The sequence below is a fragment of the Planococcus sp. YIM B11945 genome (assembly GCF_050864155.1).
Taxonomy (GTDB): domain Bacteria; phylum Bacillota; class Bacilli; order Bacillales_A; family Planococcaceae; genus Planococcus.
Genome location: NZ_JBOZWR010000003.1, coordinates 605638 through 627438 on the forward strand (window position 1 = coordinate 605638; position 21801 = coordinate 627438).

At 45.6% G+C, this 21801-nt stretch carries 23 protein-coding genes; 5 read left to right on the forward strand and 18 right to left on the reverse strand.

Going from position 1 to position 21801, the window contains the following annotated elements; translation table 11 throughout:
- Nucleotides 1-5 precede the first annotated feature (5 nt).
- On the reverse strand, nucleotides 6-1163 hold the full coding sequence (locus tag ACRRQV_RS07405) for an aminotransferase class I/II-fold pyridoxal phosphate-dependent enzyme (protein WP_432529240.1): 1158 nt from the start codon (nucleotides 1161-1163) through the stop codon (nucleotides 6-8).
- 88 nt (nucleotides 1164-1251) lie between these two features.
- Nucleotides 1252-2166: a DMT family transporter gene (locus tag ACRRQV_RS07410; protein ID WP_432529242.1), complete on the reverse strand. Its 915-nt coding sequence runs from the start codon at nucleotides 2164-2166 to the stop codon at nucleotides 1252-1254.
- Nucleotides 2167-2473: 307 nt separating this feature from the next.
- On the opposite strand from ACRRQV_RS07410, the gene ACRRQV_RS07415 reads away from it, so the two are divergent.
- Nucleotides 2474-2605: a hypothetical protein gene (locus ACRRQV_RS07415; RefSeq protein WP_432529244.1), complete on the forward strand. Its 132-nt coding sequence runs from the start codon at nucleotides 2474-2476 to the stop codon at nucleotides 2603-2605.
- A gap of 180 nt (nucleotides 2606-2785) precedes the next feature.
- On the opposite strand, the gene ACRRQV_RS07420 is transcribed toward ACRRQV_RS07415, so the two are convergent.
- From ACRRQV_RS07420 to ACRRQV_RS07445, 6 genes are all read right to left on the reverse strand, one after another.
- On the reverse strand, nucleotides 2786-4084 hold the full coding sequence (locus tag ACRRQV_RS07420) for an efflux RND transporter periplasmic adaptor subunit (protein ID WP_432529246.1): 1299 nt from the start codon (nucleotides 4082-4084) through the stop codon (nucleotides 2786-2788).
- Nucleotides 4077-4664, reverse strand: a complete 588-nt coding sequence (locus ACRRQV_RS07425; RefSeq protein ID WP_432529248.1) for a hypothetical protein — start codon at nucleotides 4662-4664, stop codon at nucleotides 4077-4079. The genes ACRRQV_RS07420 and ACRRQV_RS07425 overlap by 8 nt, the downstream gene beginning before the upstream one ends.
- A gap of 318 nt (nucleotides 4665-4982) precedes the next feature.
- Nucleotides 4983-5210, reverse strand: a complete 228-nt coding sequence (locus ACRRQV_RS07430) for a DUF2187 family protein (protein ID WP_432529250.1) — start codon at nucleotides 5208-5210, stop codon at nucleotides 4983-4985.
- Between the two features lie 266 nt (nucleotides 5211-5476).
- Complete coding sequence (locus ACRRQV_RS07435; protein ID WP_432529252.1) at nucleotides 5477-6400, reverse strand: S66 peptidase family protein; 924 nt, start codon at nucleotides 6398-6400, stop codon at nucleotides 5477-5479.
- Between the two features lie 536 nt (nucleotides 6401-6936).
- The gene (locus ACRRQV_RS07440; protein ID WP_432529254.1) at nucleotides 6937-7395 is read right to left on the reverse strand and encodes a transcriptional regulator; all 459 of its coding nucleotides are present in this window, start codon (nucleotides 7393-7395) and stop codon (nucleotides 6937-6939) included.
- Nucleotides 7396-7558: 163 nt separating this feature from the next.
- Nucleotides 7559-7912 carry a hypothetical protein gene (locus ACRRQV_RS07445; RefSeq protein WP_432529256.1) on the reverse strand — a complete coding sequence of 118 codons (354 nt, stop codon included), beginning with the start codon at nucleotides 7910-7912 and terminating at the stop codon, nucleotides 7559-7561.
- A 182-nt stretch (nucleotides 7913-8094) separates the two neighbouring features.
- Between ACRRQV_RS07445 and ACRRQV_RS07450 the strand changes: the two genes are divergently transcribed.
- The 3 genes from ACRRQV_RS07450 to ACRRQV_RS07460 all read left to right on the forward strand — a co-directional run bounded on the left by ACRRQV_RS07450 (nucleotide 8095) and on the right by ACRRQV_RS07460 (nucleotide 12630).
- Nucleotides 8095-8268: a hypothetical protein gene (locus ACRRQV_RS07450; protein WP_432529258.1), complete on the forward strand. Its 174-nt coding sequence runs from the start codon at nucleotides 8095-8097 to the stop codon at nucleotides 8266-8268.
- Between the two features lie 109 nt (nucleotides 8269-8377).
- Entirely contained in the window at nucleotides 8378-9910 is a 1533-nt protein-coding gene (locus ACRRQV_RS07455) for a hypothetical protein (protein WP_432529260.1), read from the forward strand.
- Complete coding sequence (locus ACRRQV_RS07460) at nucleotides 9907-12630, forward strand: DEAD/DEAH box helicase (RefSeq protein WP_432529262.1); 2724 nt, start codon at nucleotides 9907-9909, stop codon at nucleotides 12628-12630. Before ACRRQV_RS07455 ends, ACRRQV_RS07460 begins: the two co-directional genes overlap by 4 nt.
- Before the next feature lie 56 nt (nucleotides 12631-12686).
- Here ACRRQV_RS07460 and ACRRQV_RS07465 read toward each other — a convergent pair whose 3' ends face one another.
- Nucleotides 12687-12833: a hypothetical protein gene (locus tag ACRRQV_RS07465; protein WP_432529264.1), complete on the reverse strand. Its 147-nt coding sequence runs from the start codon at nucleotides 12831-12833 to the stop codon at nucleotides 12687-12689.
- 23 nt (nucleotides 12834-12856) lie between these two features.
- On the reverse strand, nucleotides 12857-13267 hold the full coding sequence (locus ACRRQV_RS07470) for a single-stranded DNA-binding protein (RefSeq protein WP_432529266.1): 411 nt from the start codon (nucleotides 13265-13267) through the stop codon (nucleotides 12857-12859).
- Nucleotides 13268-13558: 291 nt separating this feature from the next.
- Here ACRRQV_RS07470 and ACRRQV_RS07475 point away from each other — a divergent pair, with 291 nt between their 5' ends.
- Nucleotides 13559-13996, forward strand: a complete 438-nt coding sequence (locus tag ACRRQV_RS07475; protein ID WP_432529268.1) for a YwpF family protein — start codon at nucleotides 13559-13561, stop codon at nucleotides 13994-13996.
- 52 nt (nucleotides 13997-14048) lie between these two features.
- On the opposite strand, the gene fabZ is transcribed toward ACRRQV_RS07475, so the two are convergent.
- From fabZ to atpG, 8 genes are all read right to left on the reverse strand, one after another.
- Nucleotides 14049-14486: a 3-hydroxyacyl-ACP dehydratase FabZ gene (fabZ, locus tag ACRRQV_RS07480; protein ID WP_432529270.1), complete on the reverse strand. Its 438-nt coding sequence runs from the start codon at nucleotides 14484-14486 to the stop codon at nucleotides 14049-14051.
- 39 nt (nucleotides 14487-14525) lie between these two features.
- Nucleotides 14526-14792: a DNA-directed RNA polymerase subunit beta gene (locus tag ACRRQV_RS07485; RefSeq protein WP_432529272.1), complete on the reverse strand. Its 267-nt coding sequence runs from the start codon at nucleotides 14790-14792 to the stop codon at nucleotides 14526-14528.
- Between the two features lie 297 nt (nucleotides 14793-15089).
- A complete protein-coding gene (locus ACRRQV_RS07490) occupies nucleotides 15090-16085 on the reverse strand; it encodes a rod shape-determining protein (protein WP_432529498.1) in 996 nt (331 codons plus the stop codon).
- 418 nt (nucleotides 16086-16503) lie between these two features.
- Nucleotides 16504-17796 carry a UDP-N-acetylglucosamine 1-carboxyvinyltransferase gene (murA, locus tag ACRRQV_RS07495; protein WP_432529274.1) on the reverse strand — a complete coding sequence of 431 codons (1293 nt, stop codon included), beginning with the start codon at nucleotides 17794-17796 and terminating at the stop codon, nucleotides 16504-16506.
- Between the two features lie 355 nt (nucleotides 17797-18151).
- The gene (locus ACRRQV_RS07500; protein ID WP_432529276.1) at nucleotides 18152-18385 is read right to left on the reverse strand and encodes a DUF1146 family protein; all 234 of its coding nucleotides are present in this window, start codon (nucleotides 18383-18385) and stop codon (nucleotides 18152-18154) included.
- A gap of 136 nt (nucleotides 18386-18521) precedes the next feature.
- A complete protein-coding gene (locus tag ACRRQV_RS07505) occupies nucleotides 18522-18926 on the reverse strand; it encodes a F0F1 ATP synthase subunit epsilon (protein ID WP_432529278.1) in 405 nt (134 codons plus the stop codon).
- Nucleotides 18927-18950: 24 nt separating this feature from the next.
- Nucleotides 18951-20366, reverse strand: coding sequence for a F0F1 ATP synthase subunit beta (atpD, locus tag ACRRQV_RS07510; protein WP_432529280.1), 1416 nt, complete (start codon nucleotides 20364-20366; stop codon nucleotides 18951-18953).
- A 553-nt stretch (nucleotides 20367-20919) separates the two neighbouring features.
- Nucleotides 20920-21777 carry an ATP synthase F1 subunit gamma gene (gene atpG / locus ACRRQV_RS07515; protein WP_432529282.1) on the reverse strand — a complete coding sequence of 286 codons (858 nt, stop codon included), beginning with the start codon at nucleotides 21775-21777 and terminating at the stop codon, nucleotides 20920-20922.
- Nucleotides 21778-21801 lie beyond the last annotated feature (24 nt).

Consider the following 21801-nt stretch of genomic DNA (forward strand, 5'->3'; position numbering starts at 1 on the left):
TTTCTCTACTCTAGTGTCTTGATCCATTCGCTCATGCGCGCCATCGCCCGTTCCAATGTTTCCATTGAATAAGCATAGGAAATGCGCAGGAAGCCTTCGCCAAATTCGGTAAACGCCGAACCTGGCACAGCCGCCACTCCCCCTTCTTTTAATAAACGCGTCGCAAACTCGAATGAAGTCATATTGTATTTTTCAATCGATGGAAAAATGTAAAATGCGCCGCTCGGCTTCACGACGTCGAGCCCCATATCGATTAATTTCCCATAGACAAAATCGCGCCGCTCTTTATACGCCCGGTTCATTTCTTCCGGCGCGTCGCGGTTGTTCCGGAGCGCTTCGATCGCCGCATGCTGGCTGGGCAATGAAGCACAGACCGAATTGTACATATGGACTTTCAATACGTGCGCCATATATTGGGCTGGCCCCAATAAAAAACCCATCCGCCATCCGGTCATCGAATGCGATTTGGACAAGCCTTGCACAAGAAATGTCCGGTCTTTTATTTCATCAAAGCACGCAAATGATTCGTGATTGCTTTCAAAGGAATTTTCGCTGTATATTTCATCGGAAATGAGGAAAATTTCATGCTGTTTTAATACGTCGACAAGCGGAGCCATTTGCTCTTTCGAAATGGTCACCCCTGTCGGATTGGAAGGGAAATTGAAAAGAATTGCTTTGGTTTTATTCGTAATCAAGGCTTTTAGCCGCTCTGCTGTCGGCACAAGTCCCGTATCCGATGTATCGAGCAGCACCGCTTTTCCGCCGTTCAACGAGACAATCGGCACGTAGCCGGTATAGCAGGGTGCTGGAATGATCACTTCATCGCCCGCATCTAAAATTGTCCGGAAAACAGAATCCAACGCTTCGCTCGCGCCATTGGTTGCGATGATTTCCGTTTTCGGCTCGTATGTAAGCCCGTAGCGGCCGCTGAAAAAAGCGGCGATTTCCTCGCGCAGTTCAAGCAGCCCCGCGTTGTGGGAATAACTCGTTAAATCGGCGGCGATGGCTTCTATTCCCGCCTGCTTCACTTTTTCCGGCGTCGGAAAATCCGGCTGGCCAATTGTTAAATTTATCGCATCGGGATAGTCGACCAACTGATTGAAAAATTGGCGGATCCCCGATACGGCAAGCGCCTCGGCGCGTGGATTCAAAGTTAAAGGCATGCTAATCCCCATTTCCTAATGTAGCGTTCTTATTTCTTATATTAGTACCAAAAAAAACAAATACAAGTGGTTTTAATAAAAAAATAGCTTAATGGCCTAGCCGCTTTCTCCGGTTGCGCATAAGATCTTCCGCTGCACCGGAGCCAAACAGCACGCCGATGACGATCAACACGAGCCCGAAAAGATGGCGCGCCGTGATTTCTTCGCCGAGAATCACGTTTGCCCTGACGAGCGAAAACAAGGTATTGAGGTTCATGAAAATGGCGGCTTTTGTCGGTCCGGCCTGGCCGATCGAATAATTGTACAGCATATGGCCGACCGCGGTGCCGAACATCGCCGAGAACGCAAAAGCGGCCCAAAACAGATTGGGCACATCGGCAAATGCCTGAATTTCACCTGGTTCCTGAATGAGAGAAAGAACAAATAAAAATACCGATCCGACAATAAACATATAACCGGTCATCAACCGCGGATCCAGTGTTCCCGCAATTTTTGAAATGACCAAAAAGCTGAACACTTGCGACAAAATGGCCAAAAAGACAAACACATCGCCCAGATTCATCCCGCTCGCTCCGCCGCTTCCTACTAAAACTGTTGACGAGACGCCGACGAGACCGATGATGACACCAATCCATTGCAGTTTAGACGGGTAATTGCGCAAAATTAGCGACACGAGGACCGCCGTCAGCATCGGCCCTGTCCCCAACACCAATCCTGCATTCGAACCGCTCGTCAGCGCCAGCCCTTGCGACACAAAATAATGGTGCACCACAACATTTAACAATGAACCGAGCACGATAAACTTCCATTCGCGCTTTGTCGGCCAGCGCAGCAGCCGGAACACGGCAAGCAAAATAAAAACCGAAACGCCCGCCGCAAAAATACGGAATGCCGTGAGCGTCACCGGTTCAACATAGCTGACCAAGTATTTGACCATGGGCAAATTAAATCCCCAGACCAGCATCACAAGCGTCAAAATCACATAAACTCTCCAAAGTTTCAAGCTGTTTTTCCTCTTTTCGCCAATTGAAATAATGGTACATTTTACTCTGTTAGAGAAGAAAAGTAAACCGATGCAGGTTTTGGGGCGAGAATGCGGGTAGTGGAGCTGATTTGCCGGGTATGGAGTGAGATAATGCGGGTAGAGAGAGGGGTAATGCAGGTAGAAACGCGGAAACTTCATGAAGCAATTATTTCCAGTCGAAGGCTGCTTCGGTTTTTCGCTTTTCGCCATGACGAAAAGCATCCATTTGGGGTTTGGGTTAGGGGTGTAGAAACGAACCAAGGGTTGTGAGGGCGAAATTCGAGAGGTGTTTGTCGTAATTCGGGATGGGTACGTCGTAATTCACGTGGCGTTTGTCGTAATTCAAGTCGGGTACGTCGTAATTCGTCGCCCGTTTGTCGAAACTCGGCACCGGGTCCGCTCACTTGGTTTGTTGTAACTCGCTAGTTGTTTGTCGTAATTCATGCCGAGTATGTCGTAATTCACAACTGATAGGTCGTAATTCGTGCCGGATGTCGTAATTCGAGCTGAGTATGTCGTAACTCGCTGCGTTTTTGTCGTAACTCAACCCACAAGAAAGCCCCTTGGAAAGAGTAACTTCCAAGGGGCTTTCACATTCTTATCTAGTCAACAAATATTCCACATATTTCCGCCAGTTGGTGTTTTTGGCGAGATCGATATTTGGCTGTTCGCTGATGAACGGCATAAATACTTTCGGTGCAGATTTAAAGTTTTGGAGCGTATCTTCGTGCACCGCAATGGTTCCCGGTGTGACGCCTTCAGCTAGCACCGCTTTGCCGTCCACTTGGAAGTTGATGGTGACAGGAGCCGTTGCAGCCCGGCCGTTGCCTTGCAGTGTATGGACGAAGCCTGCTGTTTCAGTTCGGTCAAAGATCCACGGTTCGGGCAGTGCCACGGCATCCGCGGCTTCATTCGTCACAATCGAGGCGTTCGCCGTGCTGCCGAATGGAAGGTTGGCTTCAAGCGGCGCGTCGGTTGCAATTTGAACTTCGTAAATGGCTATCGGGTTGTTCTGCTTGACGGGATCAAGCGCGTTGTACGCTTCCAGCCATTTCGAGTCTTCGGCCGGAATTTGCGAAACGCTCAATACTGTCCCGGGCACGGCCTGCCCTACGCCTTCCGCATGGACAAACACACGGTCCTGCGCGGTGACGTCTTGCCATTCATCTTCAATCACATACGTGACGAAGACTTTGTCGTTCGAATAGATTTCGATGCTCATCGGTTCGGAATCCCGGTTGATCGACGAGACGATGCCGGCTTCCGGGCTGATCAGCGCGGGGTTCCCCGGGCTTTGGTTCAACTGGGCTTCGACGACCGCCAATTCCGAGGAAATCGCCGCTAAGCGCTGTTCGCCTGCAGCAATGGCTGCGGCATATGGAGCGTCTTGCGGCACTTCCACGCCGAAGTCCAGGTTAATATCCAAATCGACGGTATCTCCGTCAGGCGTCGTAATTGAGTCGGTGGATGTATTGCTTTCCGTAAACGGCACATCCGAAGTCGGGCGCTCCAACACCAAATTGCTCAGCGACAGCAGCACTTCGTCCGCTTCTGCTTGAAGCGCGTCGCGTTCGGCTTCCCAAATGGTCCGCTGTTCTTCGGATTCTGCTTCATTTAACGAAGCCAGTTCGGTCCCCGCTTCGACGGAGTCGCCTTCTTTTACAAGCCAGCGGTCGATCGCTTCAGTGTCTTGCACGAAAATTTCTGTAGTGGCAAGCGGTGCTGCCACCGCTTCTTTGGCCATTTTCTCCGTGTATGCATTCGCATAAGTGCGTTCGTATTCGCTGACGTATACTTCTTTGGCTACGAGGCTTTTTTCCCCGAACAACAGCAGCGCGTTGGCAGCTAAAAAGGCAGTGATGGCAATAGACAATCCGATGAAAAAGAATTTATTCACCTAAACTCGCCCCCTCTCTCGTAAAGCCTTCCAGCATATCAGTGACTGGAACATAGCTAAGCGAAGCAATGATCAAAGCGACGAAGACATGCAGCAAAATTAAGATGAACAAAATCCGTTTTGGCGAATATTCGGTGAAGCTCCGGACAAAACGATATTGAATGGCAATTATCAACGCCGTGAAAACAGTCAATTGGTTGAAAAAATACGTCAGAAACGGAATGTCAATAAACGTAGCGGCAAGCGGTCCGAATGAAAACATCGACAATACCGTTGTATAGCCGACCATTAAAAATAAAACCAGCATAAGCGCTTTTTCAATGACGAGAATTGCCACCACAAAGCTTTGCATGACGATAGCGGATTGCCACGTCATTTTGGTGAGTTTTGCAAACAAAAAAGCGACGCCGTACGAATGAAAAGCCAAATATATCCCGGCCCAAATCAATGTGCCCGCAAGCGAAATCCACCGGGCAAGCGTATATTCATCCCATTGACCTGCAGCTAAAAGCGGTGTCAACGTTGCGGTGTCCATCCCCCAAATTTCGCGCAGCACAAATACCAGGACACCCAGTAACAATATCCAAGAAAGCCGAGAATTGAATTTATGCATTTTCGCGTTTTGCAGATTATGTATGAGTTCTCCCTGTCGGGCAAAATAATGCCAAAATTTAAAGTCAAATATCATTTGCTGTAGTCCTTTCAGTGCATCGTTTGTTCTGCATACTTTACTTTACCAAAAAACAGGAAGCATTGAAACGAACGGACAACGTGATTTTTTAGTATTTTCACATTTTGAGTCGAATGGCATAGAAATAGCTATTCACTGCCTTCATTTTCTGTGGAGAATCCCGCTTTTCTGCATAAAAAAACTCCCGCAGCATAGCGGGAGTTTCGATTAAGCTTCGATTGGTGTGTATTTCTTATGGGAAATCACGGTCATGTTTGAAGCCGCGCCTATCTCTTTTGCATCTTCCGGTGAAATCTCAACGATTACCGAGTTGTCCATAATTTTAAAGATGGTGCCGTTTACTTCTACTCCATTGCGAGTGAAAGAAATCCATTCACCAATTCTACGGGCTGCAACAAATTCGGATACTTCTTTTTCATGCGGTTGAAATGCCATCGTTATCCACGCCTCTCTTTGTGACAATATCAGTTTATTATATCACAATTTTAGGCTGATTTCACCTATAACGCAGGGACAAATTAAAACGGCTTTGTTCTTCCTTGTTCAGACTCTGTAGATTAGACCCTCGGCATTATAAGCCGGCCCGGTGTCTAGCTTCCAGTGCCAGCCGGATGGACACAGGAGGTGGATCAGATAACCGTTGCCGCAGGAAGCGGCGCCTTTAGGTTATCTTCCCTGAAAAGACATTTGGGCCTTTCTTATCACTCGACTCCTGGCAACACTGTCAAGGTTTTGGCGTCTCCATCAAGGCGCGCTTTTGCGCCGAGCGGCACCGAGAAATGCGGTTCGCAATGGCCAATTTTAAAGCCATGGACGACTGGCACATTCAATTTGCTGAAATAATCATTGAATACTTGTTCCATCGTTAACGTAGCATCTGGATTGGTCGGCTCCGCATTTTGGAAATCCCCGATCACAATGCCGGCTACGCCTTCTAATTTCCGTGCCATTCTCAATTGATTGAGCCGTTCATCTACTTTATAAGGCTCTTCCCCGATATCTTCAATGAGCAAAATTTTGTCTTTCGTGTCGAGCTCGAATTTCGTGCCGATTCCAGCGCGGATCATCGACAAATTGCCGCCGACCAATTCACCTTCGGCCACGCCGCCGCGAATTGTCGTAAGCGGCGCAATTTCTTCGCTGTAATGCAGTTCAAACGGCGCAAACAATTGCCCGAACATGCGAGCGCTCCGTTCGTGGAATTGCTCTAACGCGACATCCGTTGCAAGCATCGGCCCGTGAAACGTCACCAAACCTGCGTATTCCCCAATTGCCGTATGCAAAAACGTGATGTCCGAGTAGCCCCAAAACACTTTCGGGTTTTCTTTGACCAAATCAAAGTCAATGCGATCGGTAAACCGGCTGGAGCCGTATCCCCCGCGTGCACAGAAAATGCCTGTGATGGACTTGTCTTCGAACATGTCATGAAAATCCGCTAGGCGCGCATCGTCCTCGCCAGCCAAATAGCCGTTTTCTGCGCCGACCGACTTGCCAAGCTTGACGTTCAATCCCATGCCTTCCAAAAAAAGCAACGCTTTCTTTAAGTCATCCATGTTCGGCGGGCTTGAAGGCGCAATGACGCCGACCGTATCCCCTATTTGTAACCGTTTTGGCAATGTCCGCAAAACCAACCACTCCTCTTTTTGATGCTGCTTTCTTCACTATGCAAAGAACTTACTATCAATGTAGCAAGATAGGGCGATTATTTCAATGCAATGTACTGATTGCGCCTATATTCCTTTCGTACTTGCTAGTTAAACATATTTTTGATTTTTTTAGAATTTTTAGTTATTTTGAATCATGATAAAATTTTGATATACCTTATACTAAGAACAAGTTATAAAAACACCCATCTTATAACTTTTGTAAGATCTTCTTACTATTAAATCCCTATTAAAGGAGCGGATGGCAATGAATTTTGATAAAGTATTGGAATTAAGCGGAGAAGATCTTGCATTGGGATTGGTCGGTTCAGCAGTATTTATGATGATCTTGAACTTTTTCACATTAATGTAGAGGTGACTTATGAGTAACTACAACTTTTAAAAGCCCTTTTCCATCTAGTGAGGAAAAGGGCTTTTTGCTGTATTTTATCCCACGCAAAAACGCCTGCTTTATCTTTCTCGGCGGCAGACGTTTTTATCCATAGGCTAGTTTCACTTTACAAACCTCCAATATTTTGTTGTTGTTCGAGCAAGTCATGAAACATGGCTTCATCTCGAATCGACAAGGCGTAGTCTATCATTCGTTCAAAGTTTTCATGTTCCAAAAATTCGATTGCGTCCATAGCTTCTGTTTTGATTGAATCGTTCACTTCGGTCACTCCCGACTTCTCTTCCTGCAAAATGGTTTGTAGATGCATGTGGATATCGGAGACGAGCAGCAGTTGATAAAGCGGCAAGCGGATAAATCTATTGCCTTTTTGGAAGACAAACACTTCTGAAAGGTTTTCTACTTGGAAGGTATTCAAGTTGACGATGATTTCTTTTCCTTCAACTGGGATAAAATGAAACAGCTCATCGTCTTTTAAAATTGAGAAATACTGGTAGGCGAATACAAACTTCACCAAATGCCCTTCTCTTTTTGTATAAAACGGCTTAAGCACTTTTATCTGCAGCATGACTTTTCCCCCTTTCCCAGTTTTTAGAATATTCTTACTACGTCTACTATACCACATTTATCTTGTTTATAACATAAAAAAGCGCAAGGAAAACTTGTTTGCGCTTTTCTAATTTTTTGGTGTTGGCTCTTTGTTTTTCTCCCTAAAGAATGCCTTCGTTTCGCTATTTTTGCAACGAGTATTTTGATGCTACCAAAAAATGCAGTTGATCTGAATTGATGTGGACGAACATATTCGCCAGGGCGTTTGTCAGAAATTCCGTAAATTCTTTGCTGGCCGCCCCACCTTTATAAAAAACGATCTGCCCTTTTCGAAAATCAATTTCTACTGCATGCAGCTGCCCATAAAACAGATGAACATTTTCGAGTGTTAATCCGTCTGCCGATGCAGTGACGTTCCAGTCAATTTTTTCGTAGCGGGAAGAAACTCCCTTTAAAAAAACTTCCCAATGCACAATTTCTTTTGGATTCAACACAGTATGCAAATCTGCTATTTTCAATACATATGAATCGCTCAATGCCATTCTCCCATCCCTAATTCCATAGTCGACAACCCAAATCCACTTTCCACCATTTATTTTACATATTTTGGGGACAGAAATAAATAAAATGTCAATTTAGCATTTTATGCCGGCCATTCTTCATTTTTTCGTACATAGAAATGAAGAGGAAGGTAATTGTCCTGGAGTTTCACGAGTCCTTGAAATCTTTTCGAGCCAACATCAACGTTTCACAAAAAGAAATTGCCCTCTATTTTTCTAATAAAGAGCTTTTAGATTCGGAACCATTCCGCTACCTCTTTGTCTGCCTTTCCGCCATGCCGCCCGCTCAATTAACCCCGGCCTTCAAAAAAATCACAAAAGATATCGAATGATTATTAACTGCATCTCAACAGAAAGACGGCGATTAACTTTCCTTTAACGTTTACGGAGCCATGCGAAAGCCGTATAATAGAAGGAAAGTTTTATTTTGGGGCGATGCATATGGCTACGGTTCAATCCCTGGCACAACGATTCGATGATACGATTCACAATTATATGGCTGCTATCGACAAATCGCTTCATCCAACGCGAGAGATGGATGAAGAAATGGTTCGAAAAGCAGTCTTTTTAGTGCGCCATGACGGCGTACAGATTCTTTCGTTTAATGAAGAACGGCTGCTGTTAGAAGCGGTTGTTAAAGACGCACACGCTGTTAAGGTTATCCTCAATTTTGATAACCTCACGGCAATTTGCGCCTGCCCGCAAGACGACATGTGCCGGCACAGGCTCGCGGTCATTTTCGCGCTGTACCAAAAAATTGGTTCACTCTCAGAATGGGTGGCCTCTTGGCGCAGCCGGCAAAACGAGCAGCTGTCGCTCGTTTCGGACAAACGGTCGCCTCAGCAATGGACGGCGTTAATTCGCAGCGTTTGGCGCGATCCGATTCCCGACTACACGACACGCAATTACTTTTATTTTGAGCAAATGTACGAAGGCCGCTTGAAAAATGCGCTTTCTTACGTTCCGCTTGAGCGGGAATGGAAAGTCTTATACCGGACATTTGCCCACTTTCTGTCGCTCTCGGAAGTATGGGATACGTATATCAGCGGAACAAAAGAAGTCCACCATTCGTTCTTTAAAACTTGGTTTGATGACGAACTTCATGAACTGCAAGAGCTGTTGGCCCAATTGCGCCTGCAGCACCGAACCTTTGAATCGGATGCTTTTTTTGATTTTTTGAGAAAACTGGTCCGTTCATTTGCCGAAGCGAACGGCGGCTCTTTTTCACAGCGTTTTGCGGTCTATCAATTGTTTTGGACAAATCTGTTCACAAATCACAAACTGCGGATCGACGAAGTGGCCGCTTTTTCAAAACCGGATGAACGCATCCAGGCTTTTTTCGCCATTTTGCTAAAAGACAAGGTTGCGGTCAGTAAAATTGCTCCGGATGAAACAAACGATTGGGTGCAGCTGGCAGTTCTTGCCGAAAGCGAAGATCATAGCCAAGCTTTATCCGCCATCTTAATGGCAGTCAAACCATATGTGCGTACGTTCTTGTTTGAAGGCTTGTATACCCAGTATCGCCAGCAATACGTCCGCACGCTGAGCCGGCTGTTTTCATTGATCGAGCTGAGCGAAGCGGATTGGGAAGACTTGTTCAAGCAATTTGGCCATTACGGATTGCCCGCTTATTCCACTTATTTAATTGAAAAACAACTGTATAAACAATGGGCGGAACTTCATCACATGCATAATTCGCCGCTTTATTTTGCAGAAGAATGCGGGTTGAAGGAAGTGCAACACGCCGCTCCGGAATTCGCCCTTCCGCTTTACCATCGCTATGCGTTTGCGCATCTTGAAGAACGCAACCGCACAAGCTATAAGCAAGCCGTACGGATCTGGAAAAAGATGAAAGCCGCGTGCAAGAAAAGCGGCCAGATGGACTTTTGGACTGCGTATATGACGGAAATCCAAACGCAAAACAAACGCCTTCGTGCGCTCCAGGAAGAAATCGAGAAAGGAAATCTCTTATGAATCAATTCCAAACAGAAGGAAGCCGCGCCTATTACCTGAAAATCACCCGGACTGAAGGATTTCGCATTCAAGCGGTCAATGAAGTCGGCAACCGCATTCCCCCCGAGATTTGGAGCCCTTATTTGTATTTTCTGGACAAGGAAAGCTTTTTCGGCTTGAAATCGGTCACCGACGGATTGGATCTTGTGTTGACGCCAGCAGATTTTGTGCGCTTGTTTCAGCGTGAACCTCACCATTATGTAGCATTTACTGGGCAGCGGGCTGAAGACGAAGCTTGGCTGTCCCTTGCCGGCAAAGTCGCCGATTCGCTGAACGATCCTGCTTTATGGGACCATGTCAGCGTATCTGGAGAAGAAGTGCTGATTGATAACGGATACGGCGATGAAGACACGCGAAGCTTTTTGAGCGATACGATTCAACATCAGCTTCGCCAAAAAGGTTTATCTCCTGCACAATTGCCGTACCTGCAGCATTTCATCCAAAACGCGGGCTGGGACGGGCTGCCAACCGACGACGACTATGTGATTGCCGTCCAGCTGAGCGAACCCGATACTACGCCGTTGTGGTCGTTTAAAGTGGTGCTTCGTTCAAAGCGCGGCGCCGTGTATTGGTCGCCGTCAAAGCGCCGGGCAGATGAACCGATCAGCAAAGTGCTGCCGGAAAAATGGCGGGCTCATACCAATGAAATTCGGACGAAACAAGCACTTCTTTTAAGCTTGTGCCCTTCCGTTGACGGTTTTGATGATGACCGCTTGTACCACAGCGAATGGACGGATGCCGAAGTGCTGGAATTCTTGCGGAATGACGCGGAAATTTTGCAGGCATTTGGCATTGAAGTTTCCATCCCTTCTTGGCTGCAAGCCGTGCAGGAAGCAAAAGTTCGGGTGAAAGCCAATGTCCATTCACCGATCAGGAAAGCGTCTGTAGTCGGCTTGGATCAAATTATTCGCTTTGACTGGCAGTTTTCATTGAATGGCCACGAATTAAGCATGCAGGATTTCCAACAGCTGGTTTCGGAAAACAAGGAATTTATCCGTGTCGGCAATGAATGGGTTCGCATTGATTCGAATTTGCTCTTGCATCTCCGGAAACTGATCGAAGAAGCGGAAGACGCCGATTGGACGATCAAAGACATGCTGTTCCAGAACGTACCGGAAATCATGTTGGATGACGCAGTCGATGAGGAAGATCCGCTTGTTGAATTCCATTTGAACAAATCACTTAAAACTTTGTTGGATAAACTTCTCGACAAACGCGACTTGCCTGAAACGCCGATTCCTGAAAATCTGCAGACTGAACTTCGCCCTTACCAAAAAACCGGATTCGATTATTTGGTCTTTATGCGCCAAGAAGGCTTTGGCCTTTGCTTAGCAGATGACATGGGGCTTGGAAAAACGGTTCAGCTGATTGCTTATTTGCTGCATATCCATGGAAAAAATCCGGACAAGCCGTCGTTGATCATTTGCCCGACGTCTGTTCTGGGCAACTGGCAAAAAGAATTGGCCCGTTTTGCGCCAGATTTGAAAGTCGCGACCCATTACGGCGGAACGCGGCCGAAAGGCGATGACTTCACGAAATCTATCCATGTGGAAAACCCGGATGTCGTGCTGTCAACTTACGGCATTGCCGCGTCCGACGCTGAAGAAATTCAAGGGCTCCACTGGGCCAGCATCACGCTCGACGAAGCACAAAACATCAAAAACATGTATACGAAACAATCGCGCATCATCCGCAAATTCAAAGGCGACCACCATATCGCATTGACAGGGACGCCGATTGAAAATCGCTTGTCCGAATTATGGTCAATTTTTGATTTTATTAACAAAGGCTATTTGTACCGGATCAAGCAATTCCAAGAAAACTTCATGATCCCGATTGAGCGCGATGATTCCGAAGCGCATAAAGAAAAATTGCGCCAACGCATCCAGCCTTTCTTGCTTCGCCGCACGAAAAAAGATCCGGACTTGCAGCTCAATTTGCCTGAAAAACTAGAGCAGTTGGAGTATTGCCCGCTGACGCCGGAACAAGCCGCTTTGTACGAAGGCTTGGTGCAAGATACGGTGCAAAAAATGGAGACGCTCACAGGATTCGAGAAAAAAGGCCATGTTTTGAAGATGCTTAGCAAATTAAAGCAGTTATGTAACCACCCGGCGCTTTACTTGAAAGAGCCGTATTCTTCCGCCGAAGAAATCATGCCCCGTTCTCAAAAACTGGAGCGCATTGTGACTCTGGCTGGGGAAATTGCAGAGCGTGGAGAACAATGTTTGATTTTTACGCAGTACATCGGCATGGGGCATTTGCTGCAGCAGGCGATCAATGAATTGTACGGCCATGAAGTTCCATTTTTGACCGGAAGCATGCCGAAACAGCAGCGTGATACCCTCGTAGCCAAATTCCAAGCTGGCGAATTTCCAATTTTCATCTTGTCGCTAAAAGCAGGAGGCACGGGCCTTAACTTAACAGCTGCGACTCACGTTTTGCATGCAGACAGATGGTGGAACCCAGCTGTTGAAAACCAAGCGACTGACCGTGCTTACCGCATCGGGCAAACGCAATTTGTCCATGTCCATAAATTTGTGACAATCGGGACGATTGAAGAAAAAATCGATGCCTTGTTAACCCAAAAACAAACAATGTCCGATCAATTTATACAATCCAGCCAATGGATGACCGAGTTGTCGGATAACGAACTGAAAGATCTCTTTACGTATACGTTATAATAATTCGGCCAGGTCCCCACCTGGCCGAATTCCCCTTTTTAGACTAGAAATGAACCTTACTCGCCCTTTTCAGCGGAACGGAAAAATGCCTTTAATTCACTTAGTTCCCGCTCCGCCTCTGACAAGCGCCGATGAAGCAATGCGGTCAATTTGATCAATTGCTCCATATGCACTTCCAATTGCAATTGCACATCTTTTGGCATTCTAAGTGCCTCCTAATCCAATGTTATATTCTTATTTCTTCCGTCCCTGGCGGCTGGAAGTCAAAGTCTTCTACAGACTGCGGCTCCGGCTGCTGGTGGGCGGTTTCTTCTACCTGCTTGCGTTTATCCAAAAACCGGATTTGGTCGCCTTGCACTTCCGTGACGTAAACACGGGTGCCGTCTTCTTTGTCGTAATGCCGGGACTGCAAACGTCCTGTCACCGCCACAAGCGAGCCCTTATGGCAGTATTTTGATACATTGTGAGCTGGCCGGCCCCAGGTCGAACAAAGCACAAAATCGGTTTCCACCTCCCCTTTCTGGTTTTTGTAATTCCGCGAGACCGCGACGATAAAGGAAGTATGTACACGGCCTTCATTAAGTACGCGCGTGACGGGATCCTTCGTCAAGCGCCCTACAATTCCGACTTGGTTCATCAATTCACCTCCTTTCGAATGCCTTAAGCATACTAAGAAGATTGAATTTTTCGCAAAACCGGAAAAACAATTTATGCCCAGTAATGGCGTCCTATAATTCGTTTTTCAACACTGCCCAAAAAGAATTTCGCGTTTTTTCCTGAACTGCCTTGGGTTCTTCAGCCAAAAGACAGGTGCAATTAAAAATGGATTTTGGCAACTTTTGCCCAACAAGTCTACACTCTCTGAATTGTCGCCCTGAAAATATCGGCTATGCTATACTTGAAAAAAGCATGTTTTGGAGGGATATACGTGAAAACGTTTAAAATGATGTCGCTTGGAGTTGTCGAAAATGAAAATGTCGTGGATTTTCCGCTCCATGACGGAATCATTATTAATAAAGAAAACAATGAACGGTCTTGGCTATTGGAAATGCTTATGGATTTGGAACACCTGGAAACGTTTCAACAATTGCATGAAAAAGGCGATGGTTTTGACGTGAAAGTGGTCATTTCTTATCCAGGCAATGAACCGGCACCTTTCCACGTAACCATCCATTCCGTCAAAGAACTGGGCGAGCACCTTTCTGTCTTGATGCATGGCACGTTGACGCGCGCCCGCCGGAAATACGCCGAAATGCTGTTATCGGAGCTGCTTGAAGATGGGCTCGAAGGAGAAGAATTGCTGAACCGGTTTGAAGAAGATATGCGGACACGCCCCGGCTTGCGAAAAGACGAGGCTACTTCGTAAAAAAAATAAAAAAAAACCGTTTGGAAGTGAAATCACTTCCAAACGGCTTTTTTTATTTTTCGGCAACTGGCCCGAGTGCAAACAAAATGTCGCATTCGCAAACCAGTTCACCGTCTACTGTTGCAATCGCATGGCCTTTGCCCATCGAACCGCGCAGTTTCGTCAGTTCTACTTCCAAACGAAGCTGGTCGCCGGGGACAACTTGGCGTTTAAAGCGGCAATTATCGATGCCTGTAAAGAACGCCAAGCGCCCTTTATTGGCTTCCAACTGCAATACCGCTGCAGCGCCCACTTGCGCCAACGCTTCCACGATAAGCACTCCTGGCATCACCGGATAGCCCGGGAAGTGCCCGTTAAAAAATTCTTCATTCGCCGTGACGTTCTTTAACCCCACCGCTTTTTTCCCAGCTTCAATTTCCAAAATGCGATCCACCATCAAAAATGGATACCGATGCGGCAAGATCGCTTGAATTTGTTCTACCGTCAACATATAACCCAACTCCTTTTTAAAATAAAAGAAGAGCGGAAGTTATTTTTTTCCGCTCATGATATCTAAAATGTGTTGCCACGTTTCCCATTTTAAGGCATCTTGAGGCTCTCCGTCGCCAATAATCCCATAACCGACCATGACGCCAAGTATTGCGGCTACAGCCAGCAGCAAGAGGACGATGATGATGCGCAGCCATATTGGAATCAAGCGGATGCGGACCCAACCCGTTTTTTTCGGTTTTGTTTCTTTTGGCCGTTCTTCTTTAGCTTGTTTCCGAAGAGAAGTCTTTTTGTTCGTTTCAGCCATTCGTTTAGTCAACCTTTCTATTGATGCACGCCACTGGTGGCTTTCGCATTTCATTGTCAAGAATTCTTATGTGAAAAGCCAAGCAAACTCTAGTTTCGTTTCTTGCCATTATACTAGAAAAAGCGCTTCTGTCCTATGCTAAATTTTATCTATGTGAGTTGAACTTAAAAATCAAGAGTACACGGGTTTAAGCGGCTGTTTTAAAGAATATCAATACCTTCAAACTTAATACAACTTAAATAGTAAAAGTCCGGTCCATAATTCGTTGTTCGGCTTTTGTACTTTCGGTCCATCCGCTTATTTTCTGCGGGAATTTTTGTCCATGCTGTCTAAAATGATGCCAGTACCAAGCGCCACACAATCCATTGGGCTTTCGGAAATAAAGACAGGGACTTTTAATTCTTCCGCCAGCAATTGATCCAAGCCGTTCAGCATCGCGCCGCCGCCTGTTAAAAAGACGCCCCGGTCGATAATGTCTGCCGACAATTCAGGCGGTGTGTTCTCCAAAACGCTTTTCGCTGCTTCTACAATCAAGCTGACGGATTCTTTCAACGCTTGTTCGATTTCTGCCGAATGAACGGTGATGACTCTTGGAAGCCCCGTTACCAAATCACGGCCACGGATTTCCATTTCTTCTTTGCGGTTGTTTTTGTATACGGTACCGATTTCAATTTTTATATTTTCAGCTGTACGTTCGCCGATCAACAGCTTGTATTGTCGTTTTATGTATTGAAGGATATCGTTGTTAAAGACATCTCCTGCCACTTTGATCGATTCGCTAGTGACAATGTCGCCCATGGATAAAACCGCTACATCTGTCGTTCCACCGCCGATATCCACGACCATGTTGCCGCTTGGCTGGAAAATATCCATGCCCGCTCCAATTGCCGCCACTTTCGGTTCTTCTTCAAGGTAGACGCGCTTGCCCCCGGATTTTTCTGCTGCTTCCCGGATTGCTTTTTGCTCAACGCTCGTAATGTTTGTCGGGCAGCAAATCAAAATGCGCGGCTTGTTCATGAAGCCTTTTACTTTCAATTGATCGATAAAATGTTTTAACATGACTTCCGTTACGTCAAAGTCGGCAATGACGCCATCTTTCAACGGTCGGATGGCGACAATATTGTCCGGTGTACGCCCAATCATTTTTCTCGCTTCTTCTCCAACAGCCAACACACGGTTTGTGTTCCGGTCCATTGCCACGACTGAAGGCTCGTTTAAAATAATCCCTTTGCCTTTTACGTGAATCAGGACATTTGCCGTCCCGAGGTCAATCCCTATATCTCTTGAAAACATCATTTCGTTTCCCCTTCCATCTCTATGCCGCTATATGTATAAAAAAGGCTCTCTAACTGATTATTTTAGCATAGACGAGATGGAAATCACATTATTATTTCAGGGTCTATGGTCATTTTCTGAATAGAAAGAAAGGAAGTTGCACCTATATGAATTGAACTTACTATCTTAGGTTGACGATATTCCGCAGGCGTCTCCGCTATTTTGCTCCATATCGTCTAACGTGCTAGCAGGAATAGAACGATTGTGATGGTCTTCTCTTTTCGTATTTAAAAATTTTTAGCTTCAGCCTGCCTAAAGCGTCCGAAGAGGATTGTAAAATCGATTTTTTAGTTCAACTTAAAATATTTTAATTTTATTAAATAAATTAAAAAGCCTGTGGGCTGAATCGCTCACAGGCTTGAATAATTAAATGGAATTAGACCAGTTGTTCTACCTTTGCTTCTTCAGTCGTTACGCGTTCAATATCTGCGCCCAACGCTGCAAGTTTCAAATGGAAGTTAACGTAACCGCGATCTAAGTGGTAAAGCTCATTGACGCGTGTAATGCCTTCTGCAGCAAGTCCAGCAAGAATCAATGCAGCAGCAGCACGCAAGTCTGTAGCAGCAACTTCAGCGCCTTGCAATTTCGATGGCCCTTCCATGATAACCGAGCGGCCTTCAATTTTTACAGAAGCGTTCATGCGGCGGAATTCTTCCACATGCATGAAGCGGTTTTCAAATACAGTTTCCGTCAAGATTCCGTTTCCTTGAGCAGTCAGCATCAACGACATCATTTGCGATTGCATGTCTGTCGGGAAGCCAGGGTGAGGCATTGTCTTGATATCAATTGAACGAAGAGGACGAGAAGCGCGAACGCGTAGGCCTTCTTCTACTTCTTGAATATCGACGCCCATTTCACCAAGCTTCGAAATCAATGCTGCCATGTGTTCAGGAACGGCATTTTCAATGATAACATCGCCTTCTGTAATCGCTGCCGCTACCATAAATGTACCAGCTTCAACGCGATCCGGGATAATGTAGTGTTCTGCGCCATGAAGTTCTTTAACGCCTTCAATTTTCATAATATCTGTTCCAGCGCCGACAACGCGGCCGCCCATTTCATTGATGTAGTTAGCCAAATCAACGATTTCCGGTTCTTTCGCTGCGTTTTCAATGATGGTCACGCCTTCAGCCAAAGCAGCAGCAGTCATGATGTTCTCAGTTGCCCCTACGCTTGGGAAATCCAAATAGATTTTTGCTCCCCGCAAACGGCCCGTTGTTTTAGCTTCGACAAAGCCGTTTCCGAAAGTAATTTGTGCACCCATTGCTTCAAAACCTTTTAAATGCTGGTCTATTGGACGTGATCCAATTGCACAGCCGCCTGGTAGAGCAACACGAGCGAATCCATTACGTGCAAGAATCGGTCCCATTACCAAGATTGAAGCACGCATCTTTCTTACATATTCGAATTGCGCTTCACTTGATAATGTTTGGGATGCATCAATTACCATTTCGTTCTTTTCTGGTGAATACTCAATTGTTGCGTTTAAGCTTTTCAGAACTTCTTGAATGGTATAAACATCCGCTAAATTAGGTACTTCTTTCAAGTAACTTTTTCCAGTAGAAGCTAACAACGCACCTGCCAAAATTGGCAATACTGCATTTTTAGCACCTTCCACTCGAACTTTCCCTTTTAATTGTTGACCGCCTTTTACAATAATCTGATCCACTGGTATGCCCTCCATATGTTTAATAATATATATATGTACTTTATGTACATTAAAAGTCCAATGTCATTTATTAGAAACAAAACCTTACTTATAGTACCTGTTTTTTAATAAATAAACAAGTATCTTTGCGCCTACTCTTGATAAATTTTTGAGATTACCATAATATTCGTAGGAACAACCCGCTTTATGTCCGTCTTCCAAAAGAAATTTCAGCAATTGTTACAATATCATTACAAGGTTTATTTCCCTAGCATTCTCCTGTATAAACCTGTAATTTAAAATATTTCCCGGGGAATATCTGGAAGGTGATGTTTTGCCATAGATGCGATTTTCGTGTCCATGGCAAAACCGCATCTTAGAATAAATATGGCAATTGTCGAGACCATGTAGAAATATTAAGGAAAAATGTCGAGACCATCGTTCCAATGGCAATGCTTAAGAAAATATATAGAATCTGCGCTTGCAGGACATGCTGTTTCCGAATCCATTTTTCAAACATCACGGCACGCAGCGCATAAAATGCAACACCGGTAAAAAAGATATGGCTGAATATCGAAACTAATGCTTGCTGTCCAATCATTGTTTCCACGGAAAGCACCCCTTTTCAATTGTTAATAAAAAAAGCGGACAAAAGTTAAAAGCCCTTCTGCCCGCTCGTTTCATATGTGTCCAAACTCCAACGGCCAACTCCTCGAACTTAAGCTGAACGGCCGTTTTCGTTTTTCTTAAATGTTACCCTCATAAACGTTGATACGATTCATCGCACGCTTTAAAGCAAGTTCAGCTCGTTTAAAGTCGACTTCGTCTTTATTCGCCTGAAGTCTCGCTTCGGCACGTCTGGCAGCTTCTTGTGCACGGGCAAGATCGATATCTGTCGCGCGTTCTGCAGACTGGGCAAGAACGGTTACTTTTTCAGGGCGAACTTCAAGAAATCCGCCGTTTACAGCAACCAATTCCGTTGAGTTGTCTTTCTTCAACCGGACTGCTCCGATCCCAAGAGGAGCAACTGTCGGGATATGGCCAGGCAAAATTCCCATTTCACCTGTTGCGGTAACCCCAATTACCATAGAGACTTCTGAATCGTATACCGGGCCGTCGGGAGTGACAATATTGACTGCAATGGTCTTCATTTTTTTCCCTCCTGGTCCCTTATTTTAAACTTCTACGCCCATGCTTTTCGCTTTAGCGATTACTTCTTCAATGCGCCCGACTAAGCGGAATGCATCTTCAGGCAAGTGGTCGTATTTGCCTTCAAGAATTTCTTTGAATCCTTTAATAGTTTCCTGTACTGGAACATAAGAACCTTTTTGGCCCGTGAACTGTTCAGCTACGTGGAAGTTTTGAGATAAGAAGTTTTGGACGCGGCGTGCACGGTTAACCGTTAGCTTGTCTTCGTCGCTCAACTCATCCATACCAAGGATGGCAATGATATCTTGAAGCTCTCTGTAGCGCTGAAGCGTTTCTTGCACTTGACGAGAAATTCCGTAATGTTCTTCTCCAACGATTTCAGGCGACAATGCACGAGAAGTCGAAGCAAGAGGATCCACCGCAGGATAGATGCCCATCTCTGATAGTTTACGCTCAAGGTTAGTTGTTGCATCCAAGTGAGCGAAAGTTGTAGCCGGAGCCGGATCCGTGTAGTCATCGGCTGGTACATAAATCGCTTGGATAGAAGTTACTGAACCTGTGCTAGTTGTTGTAATACGTTCTTGCAATTGGCCCATTTCTGTAGCAAGAGTCGGCTGATAACCAACGGCAGATGGCATACGGCCTAAAAGCGCTGATACTTCAGATCCTGCTTGAGTGAAACGGAAGATATTATCGATAAACAGGAGTACGTCCGCGCCTTGTTCGTCACGGAAATATTCAGCCATTGTCAAACCGGACAAAGCAACACGCATACGTGCGCCAGGCGGCTCATTCATTTGGCCGAAGACCATTGCTGTTTTCTTGATAACGCCGGAATCGCTCATCTCGTGGAATAAGTCGTTCCCTTCGCGCGTACGCTCACCAACACCAGCGAATACAGACAAACCGCCGTGTTCTTGAGCAATGTTGTTGATCAATTCTTGAATAAGAACTGTTTTACCTACACCGGCACCACCGAAAAGACCGATTTTACCACCTTTGATGTAAGGGGCAAGCAAGTCAACTACTTTGATACCTGTTTCTAGGATTTCAACTTGTGTAGAAAGATGTTCGAATGTAGGTGCTGAACGGTGAATCGGGTTGCGGCGTTCAGTCGCTGGAATTTCTTCCCCTAAATCGATTACTTCGCCAAGTACGTTAAATACACGGCCTAATGTTACATCTCCAACTGGAACAGTGATTGCGCTGCCCAAATCGGTTACTACTGAACCGCGCTGCAATCCATCAGTGGAATCCATCGCGATTGTGCGTACTGCATCGTCACCAAGGTGTAGTGCCACTTCTAAAGTTAAAGTAGTAGGCGCTTGTCCGGGACGATTAATAGTTACAGTTAGGGCGTTGTAGATTTCTGGAAGATGGCCTTCTGAAAACTGAATGTCTACAACCGGACCCATAACTTGAAGAACGTGTCCTGTGTTCATGCTGTTCCCTCCTGTCTTACTTTTGTCTATCGGTCATTCTTTTTTTACAGCAGCAGGACTCCCGCTTGAATAGTGGGAGGACTGTCTGCATATTTTACTATATATGTTGAACTAATGATCCCCACTTATAGATATTCCGCAAAACAGCTGCGAAGCTATTGGTCGAAGGTACTTCGACCGGTAGCTTTGCGACGAAGTGCGCAGCACTGCAGGAGCAACGCTCTTTCATGTTTCGAAGCTAGCGTAGCGATGCAGAAACAGTACGGGTTTCTCCGCTATTTTGCTCCATATCTCCTACCTGCTAGCAGTAATATGGCTATTATGCTGATCAACTCTTCTAATAGTAAGAAATCTCTTAGCTTCGGCGCGTCCAAAGGCTAGGCGAAGCAATAAGACGAGTGTTTTTCTCGGCTTATTGCGGGAGCCAAAGAGGAACCCAAAGGATTTGGGGACCTCTTTGGCGACGAGCTTGCGCAGGAGCAATATTCTTTGCTCTTCCTAAAGCGACCGAAGCGGTGTATAGAATCATTTTCCCAGTTCAACATGTATACCTTTATTCTAAAGCTGCAGCTCCGCCGACGATTTCTGTAATTTCTTGAGTAATCGCAGCTTGGCGCGCACGGTTGTATACAAGTGTCAATCCGTTAATCAAATCACTTGCGTTGTCGGTTGCACTCTTCATTGCTGTCATAGAAGCAGCATGTTCGCTTGCTTTGCCGTCAAGAACCGCACCGAAAATCAAGCTTTCTGCATATTGAGGAAGAAGAACTTCCAAAATCGCTTCTGCCGATGGATCGAACTCATACGAAGCAGTAGACGTTGATGGTTGGATATCCGTCAACGGCAGAACTTTCTTTTCAGTAACGTCTTGTTGAATTGCTGAGACAAAGTGATTGTAGTACATATAAACTTCGTCATACGTACCCTCTGAGAACATACCAACAGCTTTTTGCGTAATTTCTTTAATGTCTGCAAATGTAGGATGATCCGGAAGCGCAATTTTGCTCTCAAGAATCGTCATTCCTTGTTTTGCAAAGAAATCCCGACCTTTTCGGCCAATACTAAGAATAACAAACTCATCGTTGGATGTATGGCGTTGGCGGATTTTAGCCATTACGGTACGTAAAATGTTGCTGTTGTACCCGCCTACTAATCCACGGTCCGATGTGATGACTAAGTATGCGGTTTTCTGAACCGGACGTGTATTCATCATCGGGTGGCTAGTGTCACTCGATCCTGCAGCAATTGCAGATACGACGTCCTGAATTTTGCCCATGTAAGGAACGAACGCTTTCGCGTTTACTTCCGCACGGTTCAATTTCGAAGCAGAAACCATTTGCATAGCTTTTGTGATCTGGCTTGTTTTCTTAGTAGAGGTAATTCGGTTTTTTATATCGCGTAAAGATGCCACTGGTATTTCACCACCTTATTATTT